Genomic DNA, 21,631 nt, shown 5'->3' on the forward strand with positions numbered 1-21,631 from the left:
TCGTCAATTCTGCAATAAGTTACAGGCGCTGAAAACCAGAGTCCTGTGTTTTCTGAGTGTAGGTTTTCTGGGCTAATTATCTGTACCGTGCATATATTTTCTGATCCTTGGAATTATAATCTAAAAACGAGGTGCGATTATGCCAAGTATTATTGATGTTGCTAATGTAGCTTTGAGTACGATACGTTCACTTTCAGATGGAGAAAAAAGACCCGTTCATATTGGTGAGGTTATGGCTCTCTGGACATATGGATCTTATATTGACGGAGTCATTGAGCAGTACCAGATTGCTCTTCATACAACAAAAGATAAAGAGCTTCTGAAACTTTTTGAAGATGCCTATGCAGTGACGATATCGCACAAAAAACAAATCGATGAATTTATGAAAAAAGAAGGAATTACGCCAACTGACGGCTATTCGATAAAGCCGGAGTCATCTGCGCTAATTCCTGGCAGTGTTAAACAGTCAGATAAAGAATTAATCAATGTTCTTCAAATTAATTTAGTTGCTGCAATCGGGCAGTGTTCACTCGCGGCGAGCCAAAGCGTTCGTGAAGATGTCGCCATTATGTTTTTCAAATTTCAGACTGACAAGCTGATCATTGGGGTCAAGGCAAAGAAACTTGCTTTAAAAAAAGGATGGCTTAGATTCCCTCCCGCTTATACACAACAGTCTTAAAAATTTAAAAGCCACCTCCATCTACTTCACGATGCAATGGATTTTTAATCTGGGCATGTTATTAGACACTCTATGTGCTCCCGTGCTGCTTATTTTTTCATCATTGAACACCTTGCTCGCTCAGTTTCCGCCTGAGAATATCGCCATTTTCTTTTCACACTTGCTTTTCTGTGGGTTCAGCAACTGCCCGTTCAAGAACGGCCGCCTTTAACACGTCGATACCCGTAATGATCTCGGCAAGGTCTGTGTGTTCATCGGGGTGGTGACTGATTCCTCCGGCGGATGGAACGAAAATCATACCCACAGGACACAGCGCTGCCATATTCATAGTATCATGTCCCGCGCCGCTAGGCATATGCGTGAACCTGATATTCTGCTTTTGACAGATCTTTTCGAACATGTCAATCATTTGAGGATCCATGCGTACAGGCGTTTCATTGCTCAGCAGATGACAATCAATCTGCAGATGGCGCGTATCGCGCAAATGATCAAGAAAAAGATAAAGACATTTGACGACACGGTCTTTAGATGTACGTGAAATACTGCGAATGTCGACTTTGAGATGTGTTTCACCCGGGACAACATTCATCGCCCCTGGCGCGATTTCAATGTCACCCACGGTGGCAACCGTTCCATGCTGCATTTCCCGGCGTGCTGCTTTCTCAAGTTCGATTGTAATTTCCGCGGCACCGATCAGGGCATCCTGGCGCAGATTCATTGGTGTCGAACCTGAGTGAGCGGCATGTCCTCTCACACATATGTTGAAACGAGTCGGAGCGGCGATACCGCTGACCACGCCAATCGGCAGATTTTTTCCTTCGAGTATCGGTCCCTGCTCGATATGCAGTTCCATAAAGGCAGCAAGCGCATGCTTTGGCAGCTGTGCTTCGCCCAGCCTGCCGAAGTCGAGGCCGCGATTAGCAAAGACCGTTTGAATGGTGTTTCCTGCTTTATCGGTCAGATCAGCAATGTCTTTCTGCGTGATCAGTCCGGCCAAAACTTTACTGCCGATTTGCGAAAAACCAAAACGCGACGATTCTTCACAGGCAAAAACAAAAAGATCAATCGGATGCTGTGTTCGTATGCCATGGTCGTTCAGATCACGTACTACTTCCAGGGCTGCTATAATGCCGAGTGATCCGTCATATTTTCCTCCTTCGATAACGGTATCAAGATGCGAGCCAATTCCGATTGCCGGAGCGTTCGAACAGGTACCGGATCTGCGGGCAATCACATTGCCGGCTGCATCCGTGCGTACTGACATTCCGGCAGCTTTGCATTGAGCGATAAAATAATCGGTTGCCTGCCTTTCTTCTTCGCTGTATGCGAGGCGCATCATTCCGCGTTCGGTACTGCCGATTTTCCCTAATGCTTCCATTGTTGCCTTTACTCGTTCTGCCTTAACCATTGCTGATCGCCATCCTCACTGCATTTCCTGAATGATTGATTACGCATGTCGCTGTCTCTCTGTGCTTCTCATGTAACCTGTGTACTTAAAAAGATAAGAGCGCCGGCTTTGTCAGCCGACTGCTCTGTTTGTTTTTATACTCTTGAATTTACACTTTAAGTGCGACGGCATCTTTGCCTCCGTCAGAGCTTGGCAAAGCCAGGTTTTCTAATTAAGGGCTATGCTATGCTGAATAAAAAATCACCGGTTCTTCAGACTGGTTCAGTCACCACAGATTCAGTAATCGGCGAAAACGATCCGAATACAGGACGGTGCCAGTGCTCAAAACAATGCTATTATTCTCCTTATCTGGGGGGAGAGTACTTTCATAGAAAAATATGGTTTCTGCCCGCCCCCTTCTGACAGCAATCTGTTCTCCTAAAATAACGAACTCAGCCTTTGCATTGAAGTTAGATGATTGCTTGCCCGGTCTGCGATGCACTGCAAAGACCGGATCAGTTCTGTTTTATGCGCATCAAAATATTGATATTCGCCAACCAGGCTGATGCTGATCGCTGCCCGATTTTCCCCATGAAAAACAGGGGCCGAGAGTGCCGACGTACCAAGCTCCAGTTCCTGACTGCAGTAAGCAACTTTTTCGCTTCTCGCCACGCGGATCTTCTCCAACAGTTTCTCAGGATCTGTCAGTGTGTGCGGTGTATAAGGATTCAGCGGCTCTTTTTTTATCATGCGGCTGATGTCTTCCTCCGACTGGAATGCCAGAATGATCTGGGCAGCTGCCGCTGCGTGCACCGGCATCCGCTGTCCGACATGGACAAAAAAATTGTTGCCCGCGCTCGACGGCTGATGTGTGTGCGTACAGAATATTTCATCAGCCTGATAACGGCAGATAAAGGCGTACAGTCCTGTCTCTTCCCCGACCTGCCGGCAATACTGTGCAAGCAGACCGACAGGATCACGATTCTGAAGGAAGGCACTTCCCCATGCCATCGATTTCGGACCGAGCATATATTTTTTTGATTCCGTATCTTGCGTCACGAGTTGATGGTCAATCATGCTCTGCAGCATACGATGCAGCGTCCCCTTGCTTAGCAGCGTTTGCCTGGAAAGTTCTGCTATTCCGACACCGCCGACCGGGCAATCACTGATTTGATCCATCACCTTAACCAAGCGATTCATCCATTCGATCGTGAACACGCCCTTTTCCTGATTATGCAAGCTCCCTGCCTTTTGTTTCCGGAACAAGTAAAAGCATCGACAGCGCCGCGAGAATATAGACAAAGGAAATTGTGCCAAGTGCCGCACTGAGTGAATGATTCAGTGCCATGAAACCGATAATCAGCGGGCCGAAGCTGCCAAGAAAACGTCCGGTGTTGAAGATAATATTTTCAGCAGTGGACCGTGCGCTCGTCGCATAATGTTCGGCAAGAAGCGCGCCGTATCCGCCCATCATCCCGTTGACGAAGAAACCAAGGACAGAGCCAAGTACGACAAGCAGTGTCGGGTTGTCAATCTGAAAATAGATCCAGACGATCAGCGCTGCACAAATCTGAAAAGTCATATATGCCGGTTTGCGTCCCCATCTGTCAGCGAGCCAGGCGAACGTGATAATACCTATGACCATTCCTATGACTGTGGAAATCGTCCAAACAACGGTACCGTTAATGGTGTAGTGATGTTGCTCCGCGAGCATTGTCGGCATCCAGTTCATGATGCCGAAGTAACCGAAATTCTGTACACTGCAAATGATAATCAGCCCGAGCGTTGTTCCGGTAATGCGCCAGCTCCTGAACAGTTCTACGATGGAAATAGATGATTGCTTTTTATTTTTAGTTCTGAGCCAGATATCGGGTTCTTTCAGGCTGCGGCGCGACCACCACGCAAGCAGTGCCGGCAAAACGCCAACAAGAAAAACGCCCTTCCAGCCGAAATGAGGTGCAATAAAAGCAGCCGTCAGCGTCGCCAGAATGGTACCTGCCTGATAGCCCAGAGCGACATACGAAGTCGCACGCGTGCGCAGTTTTTTCGGCCAGGTTTCGGTTACGAGTGTCATGCCGATGCCGAATTCCCCGCCAAGACCAAGTCCGGAAAGAAAGCGGAAAATATTAAACGTCTCAAAGTTTGGTGCGAATGCGCATAGTCCGGTAAATACAGAGAACACAAGGATGGTCCACGTGAATATGCGGACACGTCCATAGATGTCGGCAAGAATGCCAAACGTATACCCGCCGACCACTACACCAAGCATGGTAATGGTCGAAATGCTTCCTGCCTGTGCCGCGTTCAGGCTGTAAGCGGCAATAATCAGCGGAAGAACAAATGAAAGCATCATCATGTCCAGTCCGTCCATCGCATAACCTACAATAGATGCCCATAATGTCTTATGCTGATAAGACCCGATTGTCTCATTCCGTTCTACCGTGCTGCCTGACTCTGTCATTTTTCTTCTCTACCCTTCTTTTTCTGATATGTGTGTGATGCGGTAACCCAGTGTGGTTCTTTAAAATTGGCTGTTCACCCAAAATGATGAGATCACGAATCGTTCCGTTCAATGGAACAGTGTTCCTGTTAGATAAAAACAAAATTAATTTTATGCTATTTTTTGCGATAAGAAAAGAAATGCGTCAGATAATCTGACACATTTCTTTTTCAGATAATTTATATGGTTAAGTAATGACCGCTGCTTTTTCGTTATTCAGCGACCCCTTTCACGACTAAGTGCCCTTTTGTGATGTTCCTTGAAATCACATCCTTTTATTGGAGAATTTCTTAAGAATGTGGCCATTCTGTCAGCATTAAAAAGAAAGATTTTCCAAAAGTCTTTTTCTGATCGTCTGCGTCTGAGCGGCACCAATCGAACACTTCTGCTCCTGCCTGTTACTTAGCTTACAGCCTGAAGCTCTTGCGTCAGCTCGGCCTGTTCGATTTTGACAGGTGTGCCGCCATGTTTGCTGAGAAGTGCGGTTGGTACTGAAGTTGCGTCAAAAGCAACGGCTTCCTGAGTAATCGTGAGGCTGCGTTCGGTGTTGCCCGGCTGTACTTCCAGGTTATAGTTTTCATTCAGATAGGTTTGTAGCTCACTGTCCGTGAGGGCCTTCCATTCAGCCTGATCCTTGAACAGCTGCAAAATGATCGGATTGACTCTGGCCTGATCCTCGTAGTCAAGGAACAAATGTACAAGATTACCCTTGAGCAGACCGATTTTGGGCTTGTCAAACGGTTTAAGCACGAGCCTGAGCTGCCTGTTCTCAATCGCCGGAAGCAGTTCGGTCTCGTAATTGTTGAAAAAAGCGGCGCAGTGCGGACAAGCGAGATTAGTGAATACAGTTAAAGTCAGCGGTGCATCCTGAACCCCAAATTGAAAGCCTGTCTCTGATAGCTTCGTCATACGAATTCCTCCAATTCTTTATTACCTTTATCATTATGTATTCTGCATCGTTACGCAAGCGATACGTATTGACCGAGTATTGGGGGGTGGCTCATTGAATAAGGAAAACCTGGCATTGATCACAACATCACTGTGTCTGTGCGATTTAGCGGTCACTGCCCTTCCTCAATCTCCAACATGAGTTGTTGATCGATTCTTTTGGATTGCATCGTTGCGGCTGCTTGCTTTGATGTTTAACAATGTATTGTTTTTGCTAGTTGCTTCTTACTGGGCAAAATCATATCTTTCTTATCTTGTAACAAAGGACCACGAAAACGCGGTCCCTGTCAATTTTATTCTGCTGGTTTCAAGGCAAACATCATTTCCGCTTCACAGGCGATTTCGCCGTCGACGGTGGCCGTGCCTCTGGCTTTGGCAAAGCCGCCGCGGAAACGGAGAATCTCGGATTCAAGCCTGAGTTGATCACCGGGGCGCACCTGACGCTTAAAGCGGCATTTGTCGATGCCGGCATATAGTGTCAGCATGTTCTCCTGCTGTCCCTGGCTAAGTACGGCGATGCCGCTGATCTGCGCGAGCGCCTCAACAATCAGAACGCCTGGCATCACCGGATAATCCGGAAAGTGCCCCTGGAAAAAAGGCTCGTTAACGGTGACATTTTTGATGCCGACTGCCTTTTTTCCATCTTCGACTTCGAGTACTTTGTCGACGAGCAGAAACGGATAACGGTGCGGCAAAATTTTCTTTATTTCATCAATGGTGAGCATTGGAATATGTCCCTCCTTTGCTTAATCAGTCTTCAGAAAATCGAGAATGTGCTGCCAGGTCGCGGGCTCGAATACAGCCCACACGTTGCGGTGACCCAGACCTCCATACCCGAACATGGCACCACCCACGAGTGCAACCGCACTCAGGGCGATCAGGACAATCAGTCGCTGCCAGATGGGAAAGCGACGTTTCCGATAATGAAAAAAAGGATTGTAAAGCGGCTGTTTTTCTTTATCCTGCTTTTGAACCCTTTTTGCCGGCACTGCCCCCGCTTTTTGTGCTTTACGGACGGCTGTTCTCGTTTCATCCTGATTATGTAGCTTACCGTTCGATTTCATTACTCGCCTTCCTCACTTAATGCAGCATGGAGTTAACCAGACCGGACATTTGATCACTGATCGAAATGGAACGTGCGTTCAGCTGGTAATTATGTTGCAGGTTGATCAGATCGGCCATTTCTTTAGTCAGATCTACATTGGAATTTTCGAGTTTGCCCTGGGCAACGCTTCCGTCAGCCGCCGGAACTTGCTGAACTACCTGATTCAGTCCGATGCCAAGCTGGGCGAGATTAGGCAAAGTATAGAGACTGTTGCCCTGGCTTTCCAGAAGCTGCGGACGGCTGACCGTGACAAGGCCGAGCTGACCGGCATTGACCTGCGCGCCACTTGCCAATTCGACATTAATTGAACCTGTGCGGTCGATGTGAATGCTCTGATAGTGCGCGGGAATCGTTATAGGCTGTCCATTCGTTCCCAGCACTGCCATCCCGGATTTAGTCAGCAGGCGCAGCGTGTTCGGGTCAGCCGGATCGGGCTGTACATTAAAGTCACCGGCACGTGTGTAAGCCGTTGTCGCCGTACCGTTGCCACTTGTCAGAGCAACGGTAAAAAATTGATGGTCATCGGTCAGTGCGAGATCAAGCGGATTGTCCGTCTGTTTGATCGAGCCACTGGCAAGATCAAGCGATGTGTCACCGATGCGCGCGCCGGAACCTCTTCGAATACCGTCCGGTGTCAGCCGATTGGCCTCATCGGTGCCGTCTATATCGGCAGGACGCATATTGTCGATCTGCTGGACCAGAAGATCGATGAACTTTGCGTCCCTACTCTTGTAACCCGTTGTTCCGACATTCGCGATGTTGTCGGCAACCGTTGCAAGCTGCTGCTGTATCTGGCCTAAGGTTACGGCTGTAGCCGTCATTTGCTGATGCATAAAAAGCACCTGCCCTTCATCAATTTATGCGGCCGACCTGGTTGACCGCTTTATCAAGTGTCCCGTCAATGATTTGCAGCACCTTCTGGTTGGCTTCAAAAGATCGGTAGGATTCCATCATATCCGTGATCGTCTGATCGGCCTGGACATTGGACCCTTCGACGGATCCCTGCTTCAGGCTGTAGCTGATTTGCGCATTTCCGCCGGCAGCAGGCAATGTGCCGCCACCATTCAGACGGAAAAGGCCATTGCCCTCTTTCACGAGCTGGTTCGTGTTCGCCGCATAACTGACCGCAATCTGTCCGTAGTTCGCGCCTCCTGATGTGATTGTTCCGTCAGAAGCGACCTGGAATTGGTCAGAAGGCAGCTGAATGGGCTGACCAGCCGTATTCAGTATCTGATTGCCTGAATCATCGGTCAGATATCCGGACGGGCTGAGCGTAAAGTGTCCGTCACGCGTGTAACGCGCGTTACCTGCAGGAGTCCGGACATTGAAAAGCAAGGCACCTTCCTGCGCCCCGGTCTGCGGATTGACAGGCAACGCCGAGGTAATCAGTGCGACATCGGTTGTTTTGCCTGTCTCAGTTACAGTACCCTGGCTAAAGTCAGGAATGGTCTCATCCATATACACGCCGGTCGCCAGACTGCCAACCTCATGGCTGATCGTGTTGTCTCCGCCGATTCGATCAATCAGTTGTTCGGGAAACGTACGAAGCCTGGTCTGATCTCCTTTATACCCTGGTGTATCAAGATTGTTCAAATTATTTGATAATGTTTCCTGCTTTCGCTGCTGGGCAATCATCCCCGCAGCCGATGTGTATAATCCTCTGATCAACAGCTTTCACCTGCCTGATTTTATTTAGCTCACAAAAAATCCGGAAATCCGCCAATTTCATCACTGTACACCAGATACGGTGTCCCGGTGCGGCATCTGCCGCACTTTTTCACAAGGGCCTGGCTATGTTTTCATTGCATGAAAGCGCAGAGCAGTTAATTTGCTTTGCGCTTCGGAAGTTTATCCAGATGTTCCAACATTTTGCCGGCACCTTCAACGACACAGGTCATCGGATTGTCTGCAACGACAACCGGAACTTTGAGTTCGCTTGCGAGCAGCTGGTCGAGACCGTGGATCTGCGCACCGCCGCCGGTCAGAATGACACCGCGGTCGATGATGTCGGCGGACAGTTCCGGAGGCGTCTGTTCAAGAACGTTCTTTGCTGCCCGGACAAGCGTGGCTACAGCATCGGAAAGCGCTTCTTCAATTTCGCTGGAGTGGATGGTCAGCGTTTTCGGCAGACCGGTAACCATGTCACGGCCGCGAATATCCATGCTTTCATCACGCGCATCCTTATAGACGGTACCAACGGCTATTTTGATCTGTTCGGCGGTGCGCTCGCCAATGAGTAATTTGTACTTTTTCTTGATGTAGTTGAGAATCTCCTGGTCGAACTTGTCACCTGCCAGTTTGATGGACTGAGAGGTCACAATATCGCCCATGGAAAGGACGGCAATATCGGTTGTACCGCCGCCGATGTCAATGACCATGTTGCCGCTTGGCTGAAAAATATCCATGCCGGCGCCGACAGCGGCCACCTTCGGTTCTTCTTCAAGATAAACCTGCTTGCCGCCGCTGCGTTCGGCAGCCTGACGAATTGCCTTCTGTTCCACCGACGTAATATGTGTCGGGGTGCAGATCAGAATTCTCGGTTTTTTCATAAAGCCTTTTACATTAATTTTATTAATGAAATGCGTGAGCATGAGTTCTGTGATTTCAAAATCAGCGATCACTCCGTCACGGAGCGGGCGGATGGCAACAATATTGCCCGGCGTGCGCCCGACCATTCGTCTCGCCTCTTCACCGACTGCCAGCGTCTGTTTTGTATCCGTATCAATTGCGATGACGGACGGTTCGTTCAGAACAACGCCCTGCCCTTTTACGTAAATCAGTACGTTCGCCGTTCCAAGATCAATTCCGATATCTCTCGAAAACACGCCAAATCCTCCCTGTTCAAGACACCTAGACTGCTGCTAGGATACTTATCATCATTATTTCATTTTAGCATAAATCCATGCATAACAGGGAGTTTTGTCGAAAAATAAACGCTACAGTCGACATTTTTTAAACGATTTTCCAAATTTTTCTGTACCGGAAAACTGCCAATTAATGGGGAACCGCTCTTTCAGTATCCTTCTGATATTTAAGCCTTGTCGCTTCTCCTCCCCGAAGATGACGGATTGACTTGTGATAATCGAGCACATTTTTTACTGCGTTAGCCAGTTCCGGATTGATGTTCGGAAGCCGCTCCGTCAAATCTTTGTGGACAGTGCTTTTCGAAACGCCGAATTCTTTGGCAATGACCCGCACTGTCTTTTTTGTCTCCACGATATGCTTTCCAATCTTGATCGTACGCTCTTTGATGTAATCATGCACACCACTCGCCTCCCTGTATTCATGAATGCGAAATGAGACAATCTTTGGAGGAAACGGAACTGTATCAACGCATCATGCTCGTTCCAAGCCCACCGCGCTCACCTCGAAACCCCGTATGTGAGTTTGTAACATCTTATTAAACGAGTTCCGGTTATATACCAAAAAGTCAATAGGGACAAGGGTTTTCAGACAAAACGCGTGTCCGAATGAGACCGGAACACGCGCCTTTTTCAAAAATTATTGGTTGGCGTTTGGGGCTGGGGGGACAAAAATTGATATCTAATGGAAAACTTAGCTATTCATTAAAAGATGTGGAGATGATTTGGAAATTTTCCCTTTGGAAAATTCCTTCATGGTGAAGAACTGAAGAGGGAGTAGAGCTCAGATTGGTGTTCAGTTGAAGTTCCCTGGTTCGGTTCATCTTTTTTGTGTTTAAGTGGAACTTTTGCGGCGTTCGGTGGAACTTCTGCCTTGTTCAGTCCATCATTTCCGCGATTCGGTGGAACTTTTGCGGCGTTCGGTGGAAGTTTCTCGGTTCGGTTCATCTTTTCCTCTGTTCGGTGGAACTTCTGCCTTGTTCGGTGGAACTTCTGCCCTGTTCGGTGGAAGTTTCTCGGTTCGGCTCAACTTTTCCTCGGTTCGGTGGAACTTTCGCGGCGTTCGGTGGAACTTCTGCCCTGTTCGGTGAAACTTTTGCGGCGTTCGGTGGAAGTTTCTCGGTTCGGCTCAACTTTTCCTCGGTTCGGTGGAACTTTCGTGGCATTAGGTGGAACTTTTGCCCTGTTCGGTGGAAGTTTCTCGGTTCGGTTCATCTTTTACGCGGTTCGGTAGAACTTTTGCGGCGTTCGGTGGAACTTCTGCCCTGTTCGGTGGAAGTTTCTCGGTTCGGTTCATCTTTTTCACGGTTCGGTGGAACTTTTGCGGCGTTCGGTGGAACTTTCGCGGTTCGGCTCAACTTTTCCTCGGTTCGGTGGAACTTTCGTGGCATTAGGTGGAACTTTTGCCTTGTTCAGTCCATCATTTCCGCGGTTCGGTGGAACTTCTGCCCTGTTCGGTGGAAGTTCCTCACTTCAGTACAGATTTCGCTGCTCGGCTCAATTTTTGCAGTGTTCAGATGAACTCTATCTACCTATTAAAATGTCTTCGATAGAAGGTTTGGCTGATTTTGGGTAAAAAGTAGTCATGCAGCTGTTCGTGGGTGGGGGCCTTGTAATAGAGTCCTCTTCCTGTTCCCGATCCGGAGATTTTGAGGTTCATTTTTTTTAATAAGTAATTCACTATGTGTCTTTGACTGGGGGCAAGTCCTAGAAACTCTCTGCATTGTCTGTTCGTCATCGTGGGGCCGTGGAGCAGGAAATGATGCAGGATCATCGGCTGGTGGGCGGTTTTGGATGTGATACCGCAGTGGGGACAATGCCAGCCGGCATAAATGCGCTGCGTGTCGAAGCTGCCGCAGTGTGGGCAGCGAATACCGCATTGGAGTTCGGCAGGCTGAATGTTGAAAGCTTTCATGATGTTTGGGAACGGTTCAGTATGAGCGGCAAGCAGTGCATTTGAGATCTGCTGCCAGCCGTGTCCATGATCACGGTTGTGTTTGCTGATCAATTGTTCGATCTGAAGTGGGGCTTGTTCGGCATGGATGACTCGTTCAACGATCAACGGCGAGCGGCAACGATTTTCGATGATCGTGCCCGGATGTGCAAAGATGACACGAGCCTCGATCGGAAGCTGAGGCAGATTGCGCCTATTCAGCCACTGCCGGAGTGCGGATTGATGACGCAACGTCTGCAGGATTGGATTTGGAAAGCCTTCGCGGCGGTTGTCAGAGCAGCGGATCACCTGGCCGTACTCACTTTCAAAAATGATGGTTCCGGTATAATTTTTCACCTCGAAAATGGTAAGAAAAAATGGGTGGAGAATCAAAGTATCGATTTGACAGCCATCCAAATGAAGGTCATAAAAAATGCGAAGATCGAGCGGATCCAGATAATAGGCGAGATTCTGCTCGCCCCTCCAACCGGAGCGGCGTCTGGCCAGTTCGTTTTCCAGAGCAGTCCGGGATGGGTGCACATCGCGCAGATGTCCGAGCAGCGCTTCGCCGGCAAGCAGCTTCATTGGAATCAATAGTTTTTTCATGATCAATAGGCATCACCTCTGAAATGAGTTATGGTTCATTTCGACGCGGCTCATCAGTTTTCCTGCGGATCAGCCAATAAAGCAGATGAAATTCGCCAAGCATCATCACTTCGACCCAGATCAGATACCATGGCCATGGTCCGAGCCAGTTCAGCACCGACACCGCGGGCTTGTGCATCAAATATAAATAGTTGGCTTCCAGAAACCGGTCAACCGCGAATATGAGGACACCATAAAGCGTGACAATCAGCGCAGAAAGCCAGAGCACGCGGTACGGCGGATGAACCCGTTCGGCAGCAACCATATACAGACAGGCGAGTACAGTTGCGCCATGGGTGGCAAAAAACTGCAGAATATGCAGCGGGGCCGTGCCAAGATCCGGCGTGACCAATGCATGAACCGCGCTGCCAATCCCTATAAAATACAAAACTTCGGCAATTTTCCGTGACCGCGTAAGCAGCATCATTGCCGCAATAAGTGCCGCCATGTCGCTCACCTGAAGCGGCAATGCACCGCGCAGCGACCATTTCCCAGCAGCAATCATTCCGATCTGATAGCCGACCTCACCGGTAATCAGAATTATCGCAAGCAGATAGCGAAAAAACGGATGCATAAAAAGGGTCTGCCTGAAAAGAAACAGGCAGACCCCTAATGTCGCAATGAGCACAAGTGTGCTCAGATGTTCTGGCGAAAATTGTGCGAAGCTGACGATTTGCGGATCAATAACCATTTTTTCACCTCAAAATGTACAACAGTCCGCGTTTACCCTTGAGATTGTTCTTTTTCTGCCGGAGCAATCGTCCGTTTCAGAAACAGGGAAAGCAGCAGTGAAACCGCACCGACAATCAGTGCGAAGAAAAAGGCATGACTCATGCCAGAAACAAGCGCCTGAAGGGCTTGTGCCGGTGCTTCCGGATTCTCAGATTTGCTCAGGTATGCCTGCTGCCCGGCTGCCATAATACCGACAAACAGAGCGGTGCCGACACCGCCGGCAACTTGCTGCAACGTGTTCATGATCGCTGTTCCGTGGGGATACAGACGCTTAGGCAGCTGATTCAGACCGGTTGTTGATACCGGCATCATGACCATAGACATGCCGATCAGCAAAGCGGCATAAAGAATAATAACGTAGAGCATACTTTCTGAAACCGTCATTCGGCTGAACAGCCAGATCACGACACACATAATCAGCAGCCCTGGAGTTACGAGCCAGCGCGGACCGAATTTATCAAACAGTCTGCCCATAACCGGTGAAAGCATACCGTTGATCAAACCGCCGGGCAAGAGAACAAGCCCTGCCGCAAAGGATGACAGAAGCAGCGCGCGCTGGAGATAGAGCGGCAGTAAAATCATCGTCGCAAACAGCGTAACCATAACCAGAATCAGAATGATTGTCGCCAATGTGAACATCGGGTACCTGAATGCCCGAAAATCGAGAATTGGATTTTCTATGACAAGCTGGCGCCAGACGAAGAGCACCAGACTGACGGCACCAATGAGCATAAAGATTGGAGCGATCCATCCGCCTTCCGCGCCGGAACCCATGCCGTAGACGATCCCGCCGAACCCAAGCGTCGAGAGCACAACGGAAAGCGCGTCGACCTTAGGCTTCGTCACCTGCGAAACATTGGTCAGGTAGCGGGCAGCAAATAAAATGGAAAATGCGGCAAGCGGAAGAACGAGATAGAACAGCCATCGCCAGGACAGCGAGGCGATAATCAATCCTGACAGAGTCGGTCCGAGTGCCGGCGCGAACATGATGACGAGCCCGATCAGTCCCATTGCACCGCCGCGTTTTTCCGGAGGATAGATAAACAAGATCGTATTCATCATGACCGGAAGAATAAGTCCCGACCCGGCAGCCTGAATGACACGTCCGAGCAGCAAAAAGCTGAAATTAGGTGCAAAACCGCAAATGACCGTACCTGCGAAGAAAACGGTCATGGCGCCGAGAAACATCTGGCGTGTGGTCAGCCAACCGGTGAGCAGCGCGGTGACCGGCATGAGAATGCCAATGACGAGCAGATACGCAGTTGTCAGCCATTGGACGGTCGTCGTTGTCACATGAAAATATTGAATTAAATCTGAAAGTGCAATGTTCAGCAAGGTTTCATTAAGAATGGCGACAAAGGCACCAATGATCAGGGCAACCGTGATCGGCCCGCGCTTTATTTCCTGAGCTGTTGCATTCGTTGTCACAGTGAAAAACTCCTTTTATTTGTCGGAACGCAGACTTGATTTCCTTTTTAAAACAGCCTGAAAAGTGAAGCTCACCGTCTCTGCGGTCAAAAAAGAGCTTGGCGGTCTCTTCGCCAGGCCCTTTTCTCAGGGATTGTTTTTATACGGATACTTTTCCCTTGTTTTTCCGGCTTGCAGGCTACCGGTTTGCCGGGAAGGGTAACACTTTTCTTCCCCCGAAGCAGCAAACCGTAAACTGTGCTTCTCATTAAAAAATCAGGCTTCTGCTGTTGTTTTCAATCGCGGCCGCCTGCCGCACAGAAAATCAACATTGAATGTAAACAGGGTTAAAAATCAAAATGATCGGGGTCTGCGCCGAACCGCTGATCTGCATTCAACGCATCAATCTTATCGATGTCTTCCGGTGACAGTGCAAAATCAAAAATGTCAGCATTGCTGATGATGTGCGCTTCCTGCGTTGAACGCGGAATGGTAATGATTTCATTCTCCACATCCCAGCGCAGCATGACCTGCGCAGAGGTTTTCCCGTATTTTTTGCCGATCTCATTCAGGGTCGGATGATTAATCAGGCCGCCGCTTCCAAGCGGTGAATAAGCTTCGATGGCAATTGCCTGTTTGTAGCAGTAATTTCGCAGCGGTACCTGAGTCAGGAGCGGATGCAATTCGATCTGGTCGACAGCCGGTTTGATTTCCGCATCCTGAAGCAAATCTTCGAGGTGATGTTTATGGAAATTGCAAACACCGATGGCACGCACGCGGCCGTCTTTGTACAGCTTTTCCATTGCCTTCCATGTTTCTTTGTACTTTCCGGCTTTCGGCCAGTGAATCAGGTACAAATCAACCGTCTCGATGCCGAGCTTCTTCGTGCTCGTCTCGAACGCGGCCAGTGTTGACTCATAGCCCTGGTCGGCATTCCAGACCTTTGTTGTGATAAACACATCATCGCGATGGACTCCGGACCGACGCAATGCTTCACCAACACCGCCCTCGTTTCGGTAGATGGCCGCCGTGTCGATCATTTTGTACCCCGCCCTGAGCGCGGAAAGAACCGAGTGAATCACTTCCTCGCCGTCCTTCACCTTCCAGACGCCAAGTCCGAACCCTGGCATTGCAATACCATTATTCAGTTTTACTGTGTCGTTCAAAGACTTAATCATTCATCTGCCCCCCTTTACCTGTCTATTTTCTCACAGATTAAAAAGAGAGAAAAGAATTTTACTCATCTAAAATTTGGGCCTAAAAAACTTATTTTAAAAAGCAGAACGGAAAAAGATGAGGAACCCCATATCAAAACCGGAGAGACAAAGAGGTTAAGTTTTTTATCAGCGCCGCTTTTGTCGCTGCCTCTAAATGCGCGCAATAAAAAGGAACAGGTGCTTTTTTCGCACTTGTTCCAAATCAGTGCTGGGCAGACCAGTACCAGGAACCTGCCTGTGCCTGACCATCACCGGATTTACTGTCGTCTGCTGCCGACAGCTGCTCGGACAGCTGCATGAACCAGTCGCGGTCAGCCGTAATTAAAGCCAGGTCGGTCATGCTGCGCAACTGCTGACCGTTCAGGGGCAGCTCCGGTAAAGGCTTGATCAGGTAACCGATTGTCTCGATGACACGGCCAACCGTTGTCTCCCGGTCACACGCTACAACATGGACCTTGACGGTGCCCTCTTCCTGATTGCAGTCCACGATGAACCCATGCATGAGTTCGCCATTGACTGTCCGCCCTTTCACCCAGTCGCCTTTTTTCCAATTGGATTTCTGTTGCATCAACCTTCACCACCGATCTGTTTTATATGATTATGCATTGCAATTTTTTTTGTTTGCACGTCGGTCGATGCCTTCTTAGCCAGCATATCGATCGACCAGCGCTCGAGATATTCTTCGAGTCCGCGTTCTGCCCCGTTAAAAGCAAAATCCATCACGGAACGGAGACGCTCGAATTCGGGATCTTGCGCGCAGCCAGCTGAACACCAGCTGAGCTTCAGCGGTTCACAGGAAATAGATTGATAGATACGTGCTAATGTGCAGGCGCTCGGATTGCAACCTAGCCGATAGCCGCCGCCAATGCCCTCCTTTGTCTCGACCAGGCCGCTTTTTCGCAGACAACTCATAATCTTACGAATTCGTGCCGGATGAGTGTATACTTTCTGTGAAAGTGACTCGCTGTTCCACACTCGATCCGGTGTCCTGGCAAGCACGATCAGGCAATGAACGGCAATCGTAAACTGACTGTTCATAGAGTGATTCCCCTTTTCGGAGATTAATGTAATTATATGAGATACAGTTTGGAAAATCAATTCATTTTGCTTTAAAAAATGCAGTTACCAGCATTTTACTTAGTAAAATACGACCGAATCTCGCAAAATGCACCTGAAATCGAGCACTTTACTGGAAGGAAAGACAGGATCGTAACGAACGGACCTAAAGTGGGAACGAAACGTGATCATCAGGAATGTGTATGGATCGCGTTGCATACAGAAGATATGCGTACTTAGCGAAAGTTCCTTATAGTTATTGAAAGTTCCCCTACATTAGTGGAAGTTCCTTTTGCTCTGTGTAATCGAACTGGGTTCGTGTCTTTATGGTACTGAATCGGCGCTTCAGTTGCTCGCTTGCCGCGGGCGATCCGGAAGCCTCCTCAGGCAGGCAAATTCCTGCGGGGTCTTCCCTGGCTCGCTGATCAACAGGAACGCTCCGCAGGCGCCAGCGCACTTCCGCTTTGATTCTCGGCAAGACACTGGTTTATTGGTTTTCATGTGGGTCAAAATCTTATACTTTCTTTACTCTTGTAAAAAAAACCGACCTGCCCTATTTAATCAGGGCGGCCGGTTTTGAGGTCTTCAGTCACTTTTTCTGTGCGGCTTCATGGAGTGCTTCTTCAACACTGTCTTTGAAAATGGCAAAGGCAGCGTCGATTTGATCGCGGGTGACAATCAGCGGCGGAATAAAACGAATGACGTTGTGGTCGACACCGCAATTGAGCAGAATCAGACCTTTTTCAAGTGCGTTTTTGCGGATCGCGGTGACGATTGCGCCATCCGGCCTTCCGCTTCGATCAACGAATTCGATCCCGATCATCAGGCCCAGACCGCGGACCTCAAGGATTTCATCGTGTTTTTCTGTAAGTTCAAGCAGTTTTTGTTTGAAGTAGGCGCCGATTTCTGCCGCGTGATCAGCAAGTCCGGCTTCAAGCAGTTCGAAAACGGCGACACCGGCGGCGCAGGCAACCGGATTGCCGCCGAAGGTTCCGCCGTGAGTGCCCGCCGGCCATTGGTCCATCAGGTCGCGGCGGGCAACGATTGCGCTGAGCGGGAACCCGTTGGCGATCGCTTTGGCAAGACTCATGATATCCGGTTTCACATCGAAATTTTCATAGGCAAAAATTTTACCGGTCCGTCCGAATCCAGTCTGTACTTCATCGAAAATAAGCAGAATGCCGTGATCGTCGCAGATTTTGCGAACCGCCTGCAGGAACGATTTCGGCGGCACGATATAGCCCCCCTCGCCCTGGATCGGTTCAAGAATCATACAGGCAACCTGCTCCGGTTCGATCAGGTCATGGAAAATTTCGTCGATCGACCGCAGACAGCGTTCCACTTCCGCCTTCTCGCTCAATCCCGACCGTGTGGCATATGGAAAGTCAGCATAATACACACTCGGCAGCAGGCCTTCATAGTTACGCCGATATTTGGCATTGGATGCGGTCAGCGTGGTCGTCGCCAAAGTACGGCCGTGGAAGCTGTGCTTGAAGGAGATGATGCCGGGACGATGCGTTACCTGCTTGGCCAGCTTGATCGCCGCTTCATTGGCTTCGGCGCCGCTGTTTGAAAAGTAGATTTTGTAGTCCCGACCGACATGGCCGAGAATTTTTTCTGCGAGTTTAATATAGGAAGGATAGTAGACGACATTGTGACCGCCGTGGATCAGCTCGTCAATCTGTTCCTTAACCTTCTCTACCACGTATGGATGATTGTGACCGCAATTGACAACAGCCACACCGCTTGCAAAATCAATGTATTTTTTCCCGTTCTCATCCCAGACATAGGCTCCCTCGCCTTTCACCACACCGAGCTGAGTCGCCCGCAAGGCAACCGGCGGAAAGAGATCCAGGGCTTGCTGATACATGCTTTTTTCCGGCATAATCTCCATCCCTTTTTTTCAAAATTAAAAAACCTGGTTTTATCGCGCTTTATTTTAATGATTGGCAGACACTATTATATAATGATGTTAAACAAGCGTTTATTTATATGTGCTGCGCGCAACTCAAGGAGGAGCGGTCAATGGAACTCAGGCAACTGAAAACTTTTCAGACGGCAGCGGATCTGCTCAATTTCACTCAGGCCGCGAAACAGCTGAATTTCTCTCAGCCGACCGTCACCGCGCAGATTCGCGCGCTCGAACAGGATATCGGACATCCGCTCTTTTTCCGAATCGGCAAGCAGACGTTTCTGACCGCGCATGGCGAGCTCGTCAAACACTATGCGGATCAGATCTTTTCCGTGCTCGGACAGATGAACAGCGACCTTAAGAAAAAAAGCCGTTCGGAGAGCAAAGTGACGATTGCTGCCTCGGAGACATTCTGCACACACTACTTTCCTCCGATCATTCGTCAATACCTTGCCGTCTACCCGGAAATCGGGATTAAGCTTGTCTCCTGCACAAGCGACCGGGTGATCGACGGAATCAACAGCAACGCCTTTGACATCGGCATTATTTCCGGAACCTATAATAAAGCCGGCATCACCAATGTCATGATCTCAGAAAAAGAGGATCTGATTCTGATCGCCTCCAGCGCGCTGTCTGAAAAATATGCCGATCATGAACTGCTCGACCATTATCCGTTCATCAAATATGAAATCATCGGTCCATTTGAAGAACAGATGAACAGCTACATGCGGGCAGCGGGCATCCGGCCGCGCAAAATCATCGAATCCAGCAGTCTTGAAGCGGTCAAGAGCGCCGTCATGAATGACATAGGAATCGGACTGATCGCGCGCAATCTTGTCAAAAAAGAACTGGCTGCGCGCCAGTTACATGAAATCGTCTTAAATCAGAAGCCAGTCGAAATCCAGACCTCGCTTGTGATTGCGACGCATAAGCTGCGTGATCAGAAAACGATGCATCTGATCCGGCTGATCGAACAAAACTGGAATGCGATCCATTAAAGGATTTTTTCCAGAAAGTCTTTGGCGCGTTCTGTCTGCGGATGGCTGAAAAAAGCTTCCGGTGTGCTGGATTCCAGAATCCGGCCGTCATCCATGAATACGACTTTGTCGCCAACCTGCCGGGCAAAGCCCATTTCGTGCGTCACGATCACCATGGTCATGCCGGATTCGGCCAGAGACTGGATCACGTCAAGCACTTCCTTAACCATCTCCGGGTCAAGCGCCGAAGTCGGTTCATCGAACAGCATGTAGTCCGGCTCCATCGCCAGCGCGCGGGCGATCGCAACGCGTTGTTTCTGGCCACCTGAGAGTTTATTCGGATATTGATCCTTTTTCTCCAGCAAACCGACTTTTTTCAGCAGTTCCTCCGCTTTTCTGACGGCTTCGTCTTTGGAAAGCCCTTTGACCTTCATCGGTGCATAGATCAGATTTTCAAGTACGGACTTATGTGGAAAAAGATAAAAATGCTGAAAAACCATACCAACTTTCTCCCGTACTTTGATGACCTGTTTCGGCTTCAGCGCCGTCATGTTCTGCTCGTCCACCGTAACCGTGCCCGAAGTCGGGCGTTCGAGCAGATTGATGCAGCGCAGGAACGTTGACTTTCCGGATCCGGACGGACCGATGATGACGACCACTTCGCCCTGGCTGATCTGCAGCGAAACATCTTTAAGCACTTTAATGCTGCCAAAATTTTTATAAACATGCTCAGCTTTGATCACTGCGGCTCAGTCTCCTTTCGATGCGCCCGCCGATAAAGGTCAGGATCAGAACAACCAGATAATACATGATAAAGGCAACAAACATTGGTGGAAAATACGTGTAGTACTGCGCCGAAACAATCTGTGACCGCCGCATCATATCGGTAACGGCAATGGTTGAAACAATTGCCGAATCCTTAGTCAGCGTAATAAATTCATTCATCATCGCCGGCAGAATATTTTTAATGGCCTGCGGGAGAATGATGTCTTTCATCATCGGCCAGTAGCCAACGCCAAGCGCCCCGGCGGCCTCGAACTGACCTTTGTCGACCGCGTTAATGCCCGAACGGATAATTTCAGACATATAAGCGCCTGAATTCAGCCCGAACGTAATAATCGCAACAGTGGTCGCATTGACATCACCGAGACCAAGCAGCTGCGGTACCGCGAAAAAGGCGAGCGCCAGCTGCATGATCAATGGTGTGCCACGGAAAATCGATGTATAGCCGCGGGCAAAGCCATTCAAAATGCCGATGTTGCTGATCTTGCACAATGACAGAAGCGTTCCGAGCACAAAACCAATGATCGCCGCGCCCAGTGCAATCCCCAAAGTTACCCATATACCGTTGATGATATAGGGAATCGAAGGAGCAATTGTTTTAAAACCGGTGAAAAGCTGTTCCATCGCCCCATTATCCTTTCAATGCTTTTCTATTTTTGATTTTTAATCCACTTGTTGACAAGTTCATCTTTTTTGCCGTTCTTTTCCAGTTTCTTCAGTGCTTTATCAAACTGAGCGGCCAGTTTGCTGTCTTTAGGGAACGCTGCGCTGATCGGATCGTACTGAGTTTTTCCGTCAACAACAGCCTTGAACTGCTGGAATTTCTTATCCTTGCTTGTATATCCGTAAGCAACCGTATCTACCGTTACGATCGCGTCCAGTTTGCCCGCGCGCATCGCCTCAACCATTTCGTTCAGCTTGTCCCATGTCTGTATTTTCATCGGAATCGTTTTGCTGACTTTCTTCGCCAGCGTTTCCTGAGTGGTCCCGAGCTGCACGCCGACCTTCTTGTTCTTCAGATCGTCCATCGTCTTAATATTCGTGTCTTTTCTTGTCAAAATGACCTGAAATGACTGGTAGTACGTTTTCGAGAAATCAACCTGCTTGCGGCGATCCGGTGTGTCCACCATGCCGGCCATCACAAAATCCACTTTCTTGCTGCTCAGTGCGGCAATCAGACCGTTAAAGTCCTGATTTTTGATTTCCAGTTTGTAGCCAAGTTCTTTAGCAACCGCCTGAGCGAGATCAATGTCGAAACCAACGATCTTGTTGCCGTTTGCCGTATCCACGGATTCAAACGGCGGGTAATCGGCACTCGTGCCCATCACAATCGTTTTTTTCTTGCCTGAGTCACTGCTGCCTGAACTGCTGCATGCGGACAGTACAAGCAGAAGCAAAGCCATCATGATTAGTCCTGATTTCTTATACATCGTTCATTCGCCTCTTTTTATCAATATATTATATTTCCTATAATACAGGAAAGAAAACC

General features: G+C 49.0%; 22 protein-coding genes. 2 read left to right on the forward strand and 20 right to left on the reverse strand.

Features of this window, described 5'->3' with window-relative positions:
* Positions 1-139: 139 nt before the first annotated feature.
* Positions 140-679, forward strand: a complete 540-nt coding sequence (locus M3N64_RS04370; RefSeq protein WP_249098659.1) for a DUF3231 family protein — start codon at positions 140-142, stop codon at positions 677-679.
* A gap of 154 nt (positions 680-833) precedes the next feature.
* On the opposite strand, the gene M3N64_RS04375 is transcribed toward M3N64_RS04370, so the two are convergent.
* The 17 genes from M3N64_RS04375 to M3N64_RS04455 form a co-directional block, all read right to left on the reverse strand.
* Positions 834-2,087: a Zn-dependent hydrolase gene (locus M3N64_RS04375; RefSeq protein WP_249098661.1), complete on the reverse strand. Its 1,254-nt coding sequence runs from the start codon at positions 2,085-2,087 to the stop codon at positions 834-836.
* Between the two features lie 417 nt (positions 2,088-2,504).
* Entirely contained in the window at positions 2,505-3,305 is an 801-nt protein-coding gene (locus M3N64_RS04380; RefSeq protein WP_249098664.1) for an IclR family transcriptional regulator, read from the reverse strand.
* The gene (locus M3N64_RS04385) at positions 3,298-4,527 is read right to left on the reverse strand and encodes an MFS transporter (protein WP_249098667.1); all 1,230 of its coding nucleotides are present in this window, start codon (positions 4,525-4,527) and stop codon (positions 3,298-3,300) included. The genes M3N64_RS04380 and M3N64_RS04385 overlap by 8 nt, the downstream gene beginning before the upstream one ends.
* Before the next feature lie 441 nt (positions 4,528-4,968).
* Complete coding sequence (locus tag M3N64_RS04390; RefSeq protein WP_249098670.1) at positions 4,969-5,475, reverse strand: thioredoxin domain-containing protein; 507 nt, start codon at positions 5,473-5,475, stop codon at positions 4,969-4,971.
* A gap of 332 nt (positions 5,476-5,807) precedes the next feature.
* Positions 5,808-6,239 carry a 3-hydroxyacyl-ACP dehydratase FabZ gene (gene fabZ, locus M3N64_RS04395; protein WP_249098673.1) on the reverse strand — a complete coding sequence of 144 codons (432 nt, stop codon included), beginning with the start codon at positions 6,237-6,239 and terminating at the stop codon, positions 5,808-5,810.
* Positions 6,240-6,260: 21 nt separating this feature from the next.
* Complete coding sequence (locus M3N64_RS04400; protein WP_249098675.1) at positions 6,261-6,578, reverse strand: DNA-directed RNA polymerase subunit beta; 318 nt, start codon at positions 6,576-6,578, stop codon at positions 6,261-6,263.
* Positions 6,579-6,594: 16 nt separating this feature from the next.
* Positions 6,595-7,452: a flagellar hook-basal body protein gene (locus M3N64_RS04405; protein WP_249098678.1), complete on the reverse strand. Its 858-nt coding sequence runs from the start codon at positions 7,450-7,452 to the stop codon at positions 6,595-6,597.
* A 19-nt stretch (positions 7,453-7,471) separates the two neighbouring features.
* Complete coding sequence (locus M3N64_RS04410) at positions 7,472-8,287, reverse strand: flagellar hook-basal body protein (RefSeq protein WP_249098680.1); 816 nt, start codon at positions 8,285-8,287, stop codon at positions 7,472-7,474.
* Between the two features lie 155 nt (positions 8,288-8,442).
* Positions 8,443-9,444, reverse strand: coding sequence for a rod shape-determining protein (locus M3N64_RS04415; RefSeq protein ID WP_249098683.1), 1,002 nt, complete (start codon positions 9,442-9,444; stop codon positions 8,443-8,445).
* Between the two features lie 169 nt (positions 9,445-9,613).
* Positions 9,614-9,883, reverse strand: coding sequence for a sporulation transcriptional regulator SpoIIID (gene spoIIID, locus M3N64_RS04420; RefSeq protein WP_249098688.1), 270 nt, complete (start codon positions 9,881-9,883; stop codon positions 9,614-9,616).
* Between the two features lie 1,125 nt (positions 9,884-11,008).
* The gene (locus M3N64_RS04425; RefSeq protein ID WP_249098691.1) at positions 11,009-12,019 is read right to left on the reverse strand and encodes a nuclease-related domain-containing protein; all 1,011 of its coding nucleotides are present in this window, start codon (positions 12,017-12,019) and stop codon (positions 11,009-11,011) included.
* 28 nt (positions 12,020-12,047) lie between these two features.
* Positions 12,048-12,749, reverse strand: coding sequence for a YwaF family protein (locus tag M3N64_RS04430; protein WP_249098694.1), 702 nt, complete (start codon positions 12,747-12,749; stop codon positions 12,048-12,050).
* 32 nt (positions 12,750-12,781) lie between these two features.
* Entirely contained in the window at positions 12,782-14,218 is a 1,437-nt protein-coding gene (locus tag M3N64_RS04435; protein WP_249098696.1) for an MDR family MFS transporter, read from the reverse strand.
* 326 nt (positions 14,219-14,544) lie between these two features.
* Positions 14,545-15,372 (reverse strand): aldo/keto reductase, encoded by an 828-nt coding sequence (locus tag M3N64_RS04440; RefSeq protein ID WP_368389892.1) that lies wholly within the window; start codon positions 15,370-15,372, stop codon positions 14,545-14,547.
* Between the two features lie 244 nt (positions 15,373-15,616).
* Positions 15,617-15,982 carry an IDEAL domain-containing protein gene (locus M3N64_RS04445; protein ID WP_249098702.1) on the reverse strand — a complete coding sequence of 122 codons (366 nt, stop codon included), beginning with the start codon at positions 15,980-15,982 and terminating at the stop codon, positions 15,617-15,619.
* On the reverse strand, positions 15,982-16,452 hold the full coding sequence (locus tag M3N64_RS04450) for an RrF2 family transcriptional regulator (RefSeq protein WP_249098705.1): 471 nt from the start codon (positions 16,450-16,452) through the stop codon (positions 15,982-15,984). The genes M3N64_RS04445 and M3N64_RS04450 overlap by 1 nt, the downstream gene beginning before the upstream one ends.
* A gap of 607 nt (positions 16,453-17,059) precedes the next feature.
* The gene (locus M3N64_RS04455; protein ID WP_249098708.1) at positions 17,060-18,355 is read right to left on the reverse strand and encodes an aspartate aminotransferase family protein; all 1,296 of its coding nucleotides are present in this window, start codon (positions 18,353-18,355) and stop codon (positions 17,060-17,062) included.
* A 140-nt stretch (positions 18,356-18,495) separates the two neighbouring features.
* On the opposite strand from M3N64_RS04455, the gene M3N64_RS04460 reads away from it, so the two are divergent.
* Positions 18,496-19,380, forward strand: a complete 885-nt coding sequence (locus tag M3N64_RS04460) for a LysR family transcriptional regulator (protein ID WP_249098710.1) — start codon at positions 18,496-18,498, stop codon at positions 19,378-19,380.
* Here the strand turns inward: M3N64_RS04460 and M3N64_RS04465 are convergent.
* From M3N64_RS04465 to M3N64_RS04475, 3 genes are read right to left on the reverse strand one after another with little or no spacing between them, the layout of a single operon-like run.
* On the reverse strand, positions 19,377-20,102 hold the full coding sequence (locus tag M3N64_RS04465) for an amino acid ABC transporter ATP-binding protein (protein ID WP_249098713.1): 726 nt from the start codon (positions 20,100-20,102) through the stop codon (positions 19,377-19,379). The two genes, M3N64_RS04460 and M3N64_RS04465, sit on opposite strands and share 4 nt — an antisense overlap.
* Positions 20,089-20,766, reverse strand: a complete 678-nt coding sequence (locus tag M3N64_RS04470) for an amino acid ABC transporter permease (RefSeq protein ID WP_249098716.1) — start codon at positions 20,764-20,766, stop codon at positions 20,089-20,091. The genes M3N64_RS04465 and M3N64_RS04470 overlap by 14 nt, the downstream gene beginning before the upstream one ends.
* Positions 20,767-20,792: 26 nt before the next feature.
* Entirely contained in the window at positions 20,793-21,572 is a 780-nt protein-coding gene (locus M3N64_RS04475) for a transporter substrate-binding domain-containing protein (protein WP_249098718.1), read from the reverse strand.
* Positions 21,573-21,631 lie beyond the last annotated feature (59 nt).

This window comes from Sporolactobacillus mangiferae, assembly GCF_023336505.1.
GTDB lineage: Bacteria > Bacillota > Bacilli > Bacillales > Sporolactobacillaceae > Sporolactobacillus > Sporolactobacillus mangiferae.

Excerpts from the sequence above, each read along its gene's own strand:
- M3N64_RS04370 (WP_249098659.1), top strand. The coding sequence starts at position 140 with ATGCCAAGTATTATTGATGTTGCTAATGTAGCTTTGAGTACGATACGT.
- M3N64_RS04375 (WP_249098661.1), bottom strand. The coding sequence starts at position 2,087 with ATGGTTAAGGCAGAACGAGTAAAGGCAACAATGGAAGCATTAGGGAAA.
- M3N64_RS04385 (WP_249098667.1), bottom strand. The coding sequence starts at position 4,527 with ATGACAGAGTCAGGCAGCACGGTAGAACGGAATGAGACAATCGGGTCT.
- M3N64_RS04390 (WP_249098670.1), bottom strand. The coding sequence starts at position 5,475 with ATGACGAAGCTATCAGAGACAGGCTTTCAATTTGGGGTTCAGGATGCA.
- fabZ (WP_249098673.1), bottom strand. The coding sequence starts at position 6,239 with ATGCTCACCATTGATGAAATAAAGAAAATTTTGCCGCACCGTTATCCG.
- M3N64_RS04400 (WP_249098675.1), bottom strand. The coding sequence starts at position 6,578 with ATGAAATCGAACGGTAAGCTACATAATCAGGATGAAACGAGAACAGCC.
- M3N64_RS04405 (WP_249098678.1), bottom strand. The coding sequence starts at position 7,452 with ATGCATCAGCAAATGACGGCTACAGCCGTAACCTTAGGCCAGATACAG.
- M3N64_RS04425 (WP_249098691.1), bottom strand. The coding sequence starts at position 12,019 with ATGAAAAAACTATTGATTCCAATGAAGCTGCTTGCCGGCGAAGCGCTG.
- M3N64_RS04430 (WP_249098694.1), bottom strand. The coding sequence starts at position 12,749 with ATGGTTATTGATCCGCAAATCGTCAGCTTCGCACAATTTTCGCCAGAA.
- M3N64_RS04445 (WP_249098702.1), bottom strand. The coding sequence starts at position 15,982 with ATGCAACAGAAATCCAATTGGAAAAAAGGCGACTGGGTGAAAGGGCGG.
- M3N64_RS04450 (WP_249098705.1), bottom strand. The coding sequence starts at position 16,452 with ATGAACAGTCAGTTTACGATTGCCGTTCATTGCCTGATCGTGCTTGCC.
- M3N64_RS04455 (WP_249098708.1), bottom strand. The coding sequence starts at position 18,355 with ATGCCGGAAAAAAGCATGTATCAGCAAGCCCTGGATCTCTTTCCGCCG.
- M3N64_RS04460 (WP_249098710.1), top strand. The coding sequence starts at position 18,496 with ATGGAACTCAGGCAACTGAAAACTTTTCAGACGGCAGCGGATCTGCTC.
- M3N64_RS04470 (WP_249098716.1), bottom strand. The coding sequence starts at position 20,766 with ATGGAACAGCTTTTCACCGGTTTTAAAACAATTGCTCCTTCGATTCCC.
- M3N64_RS04475 (WP_249098718.1), bottom strand. The coding sequence starts at position 21,572 with ATGTATAAGAAATCAGGACTAATCATGATGGCTTTGCTTCTGCTTGTA.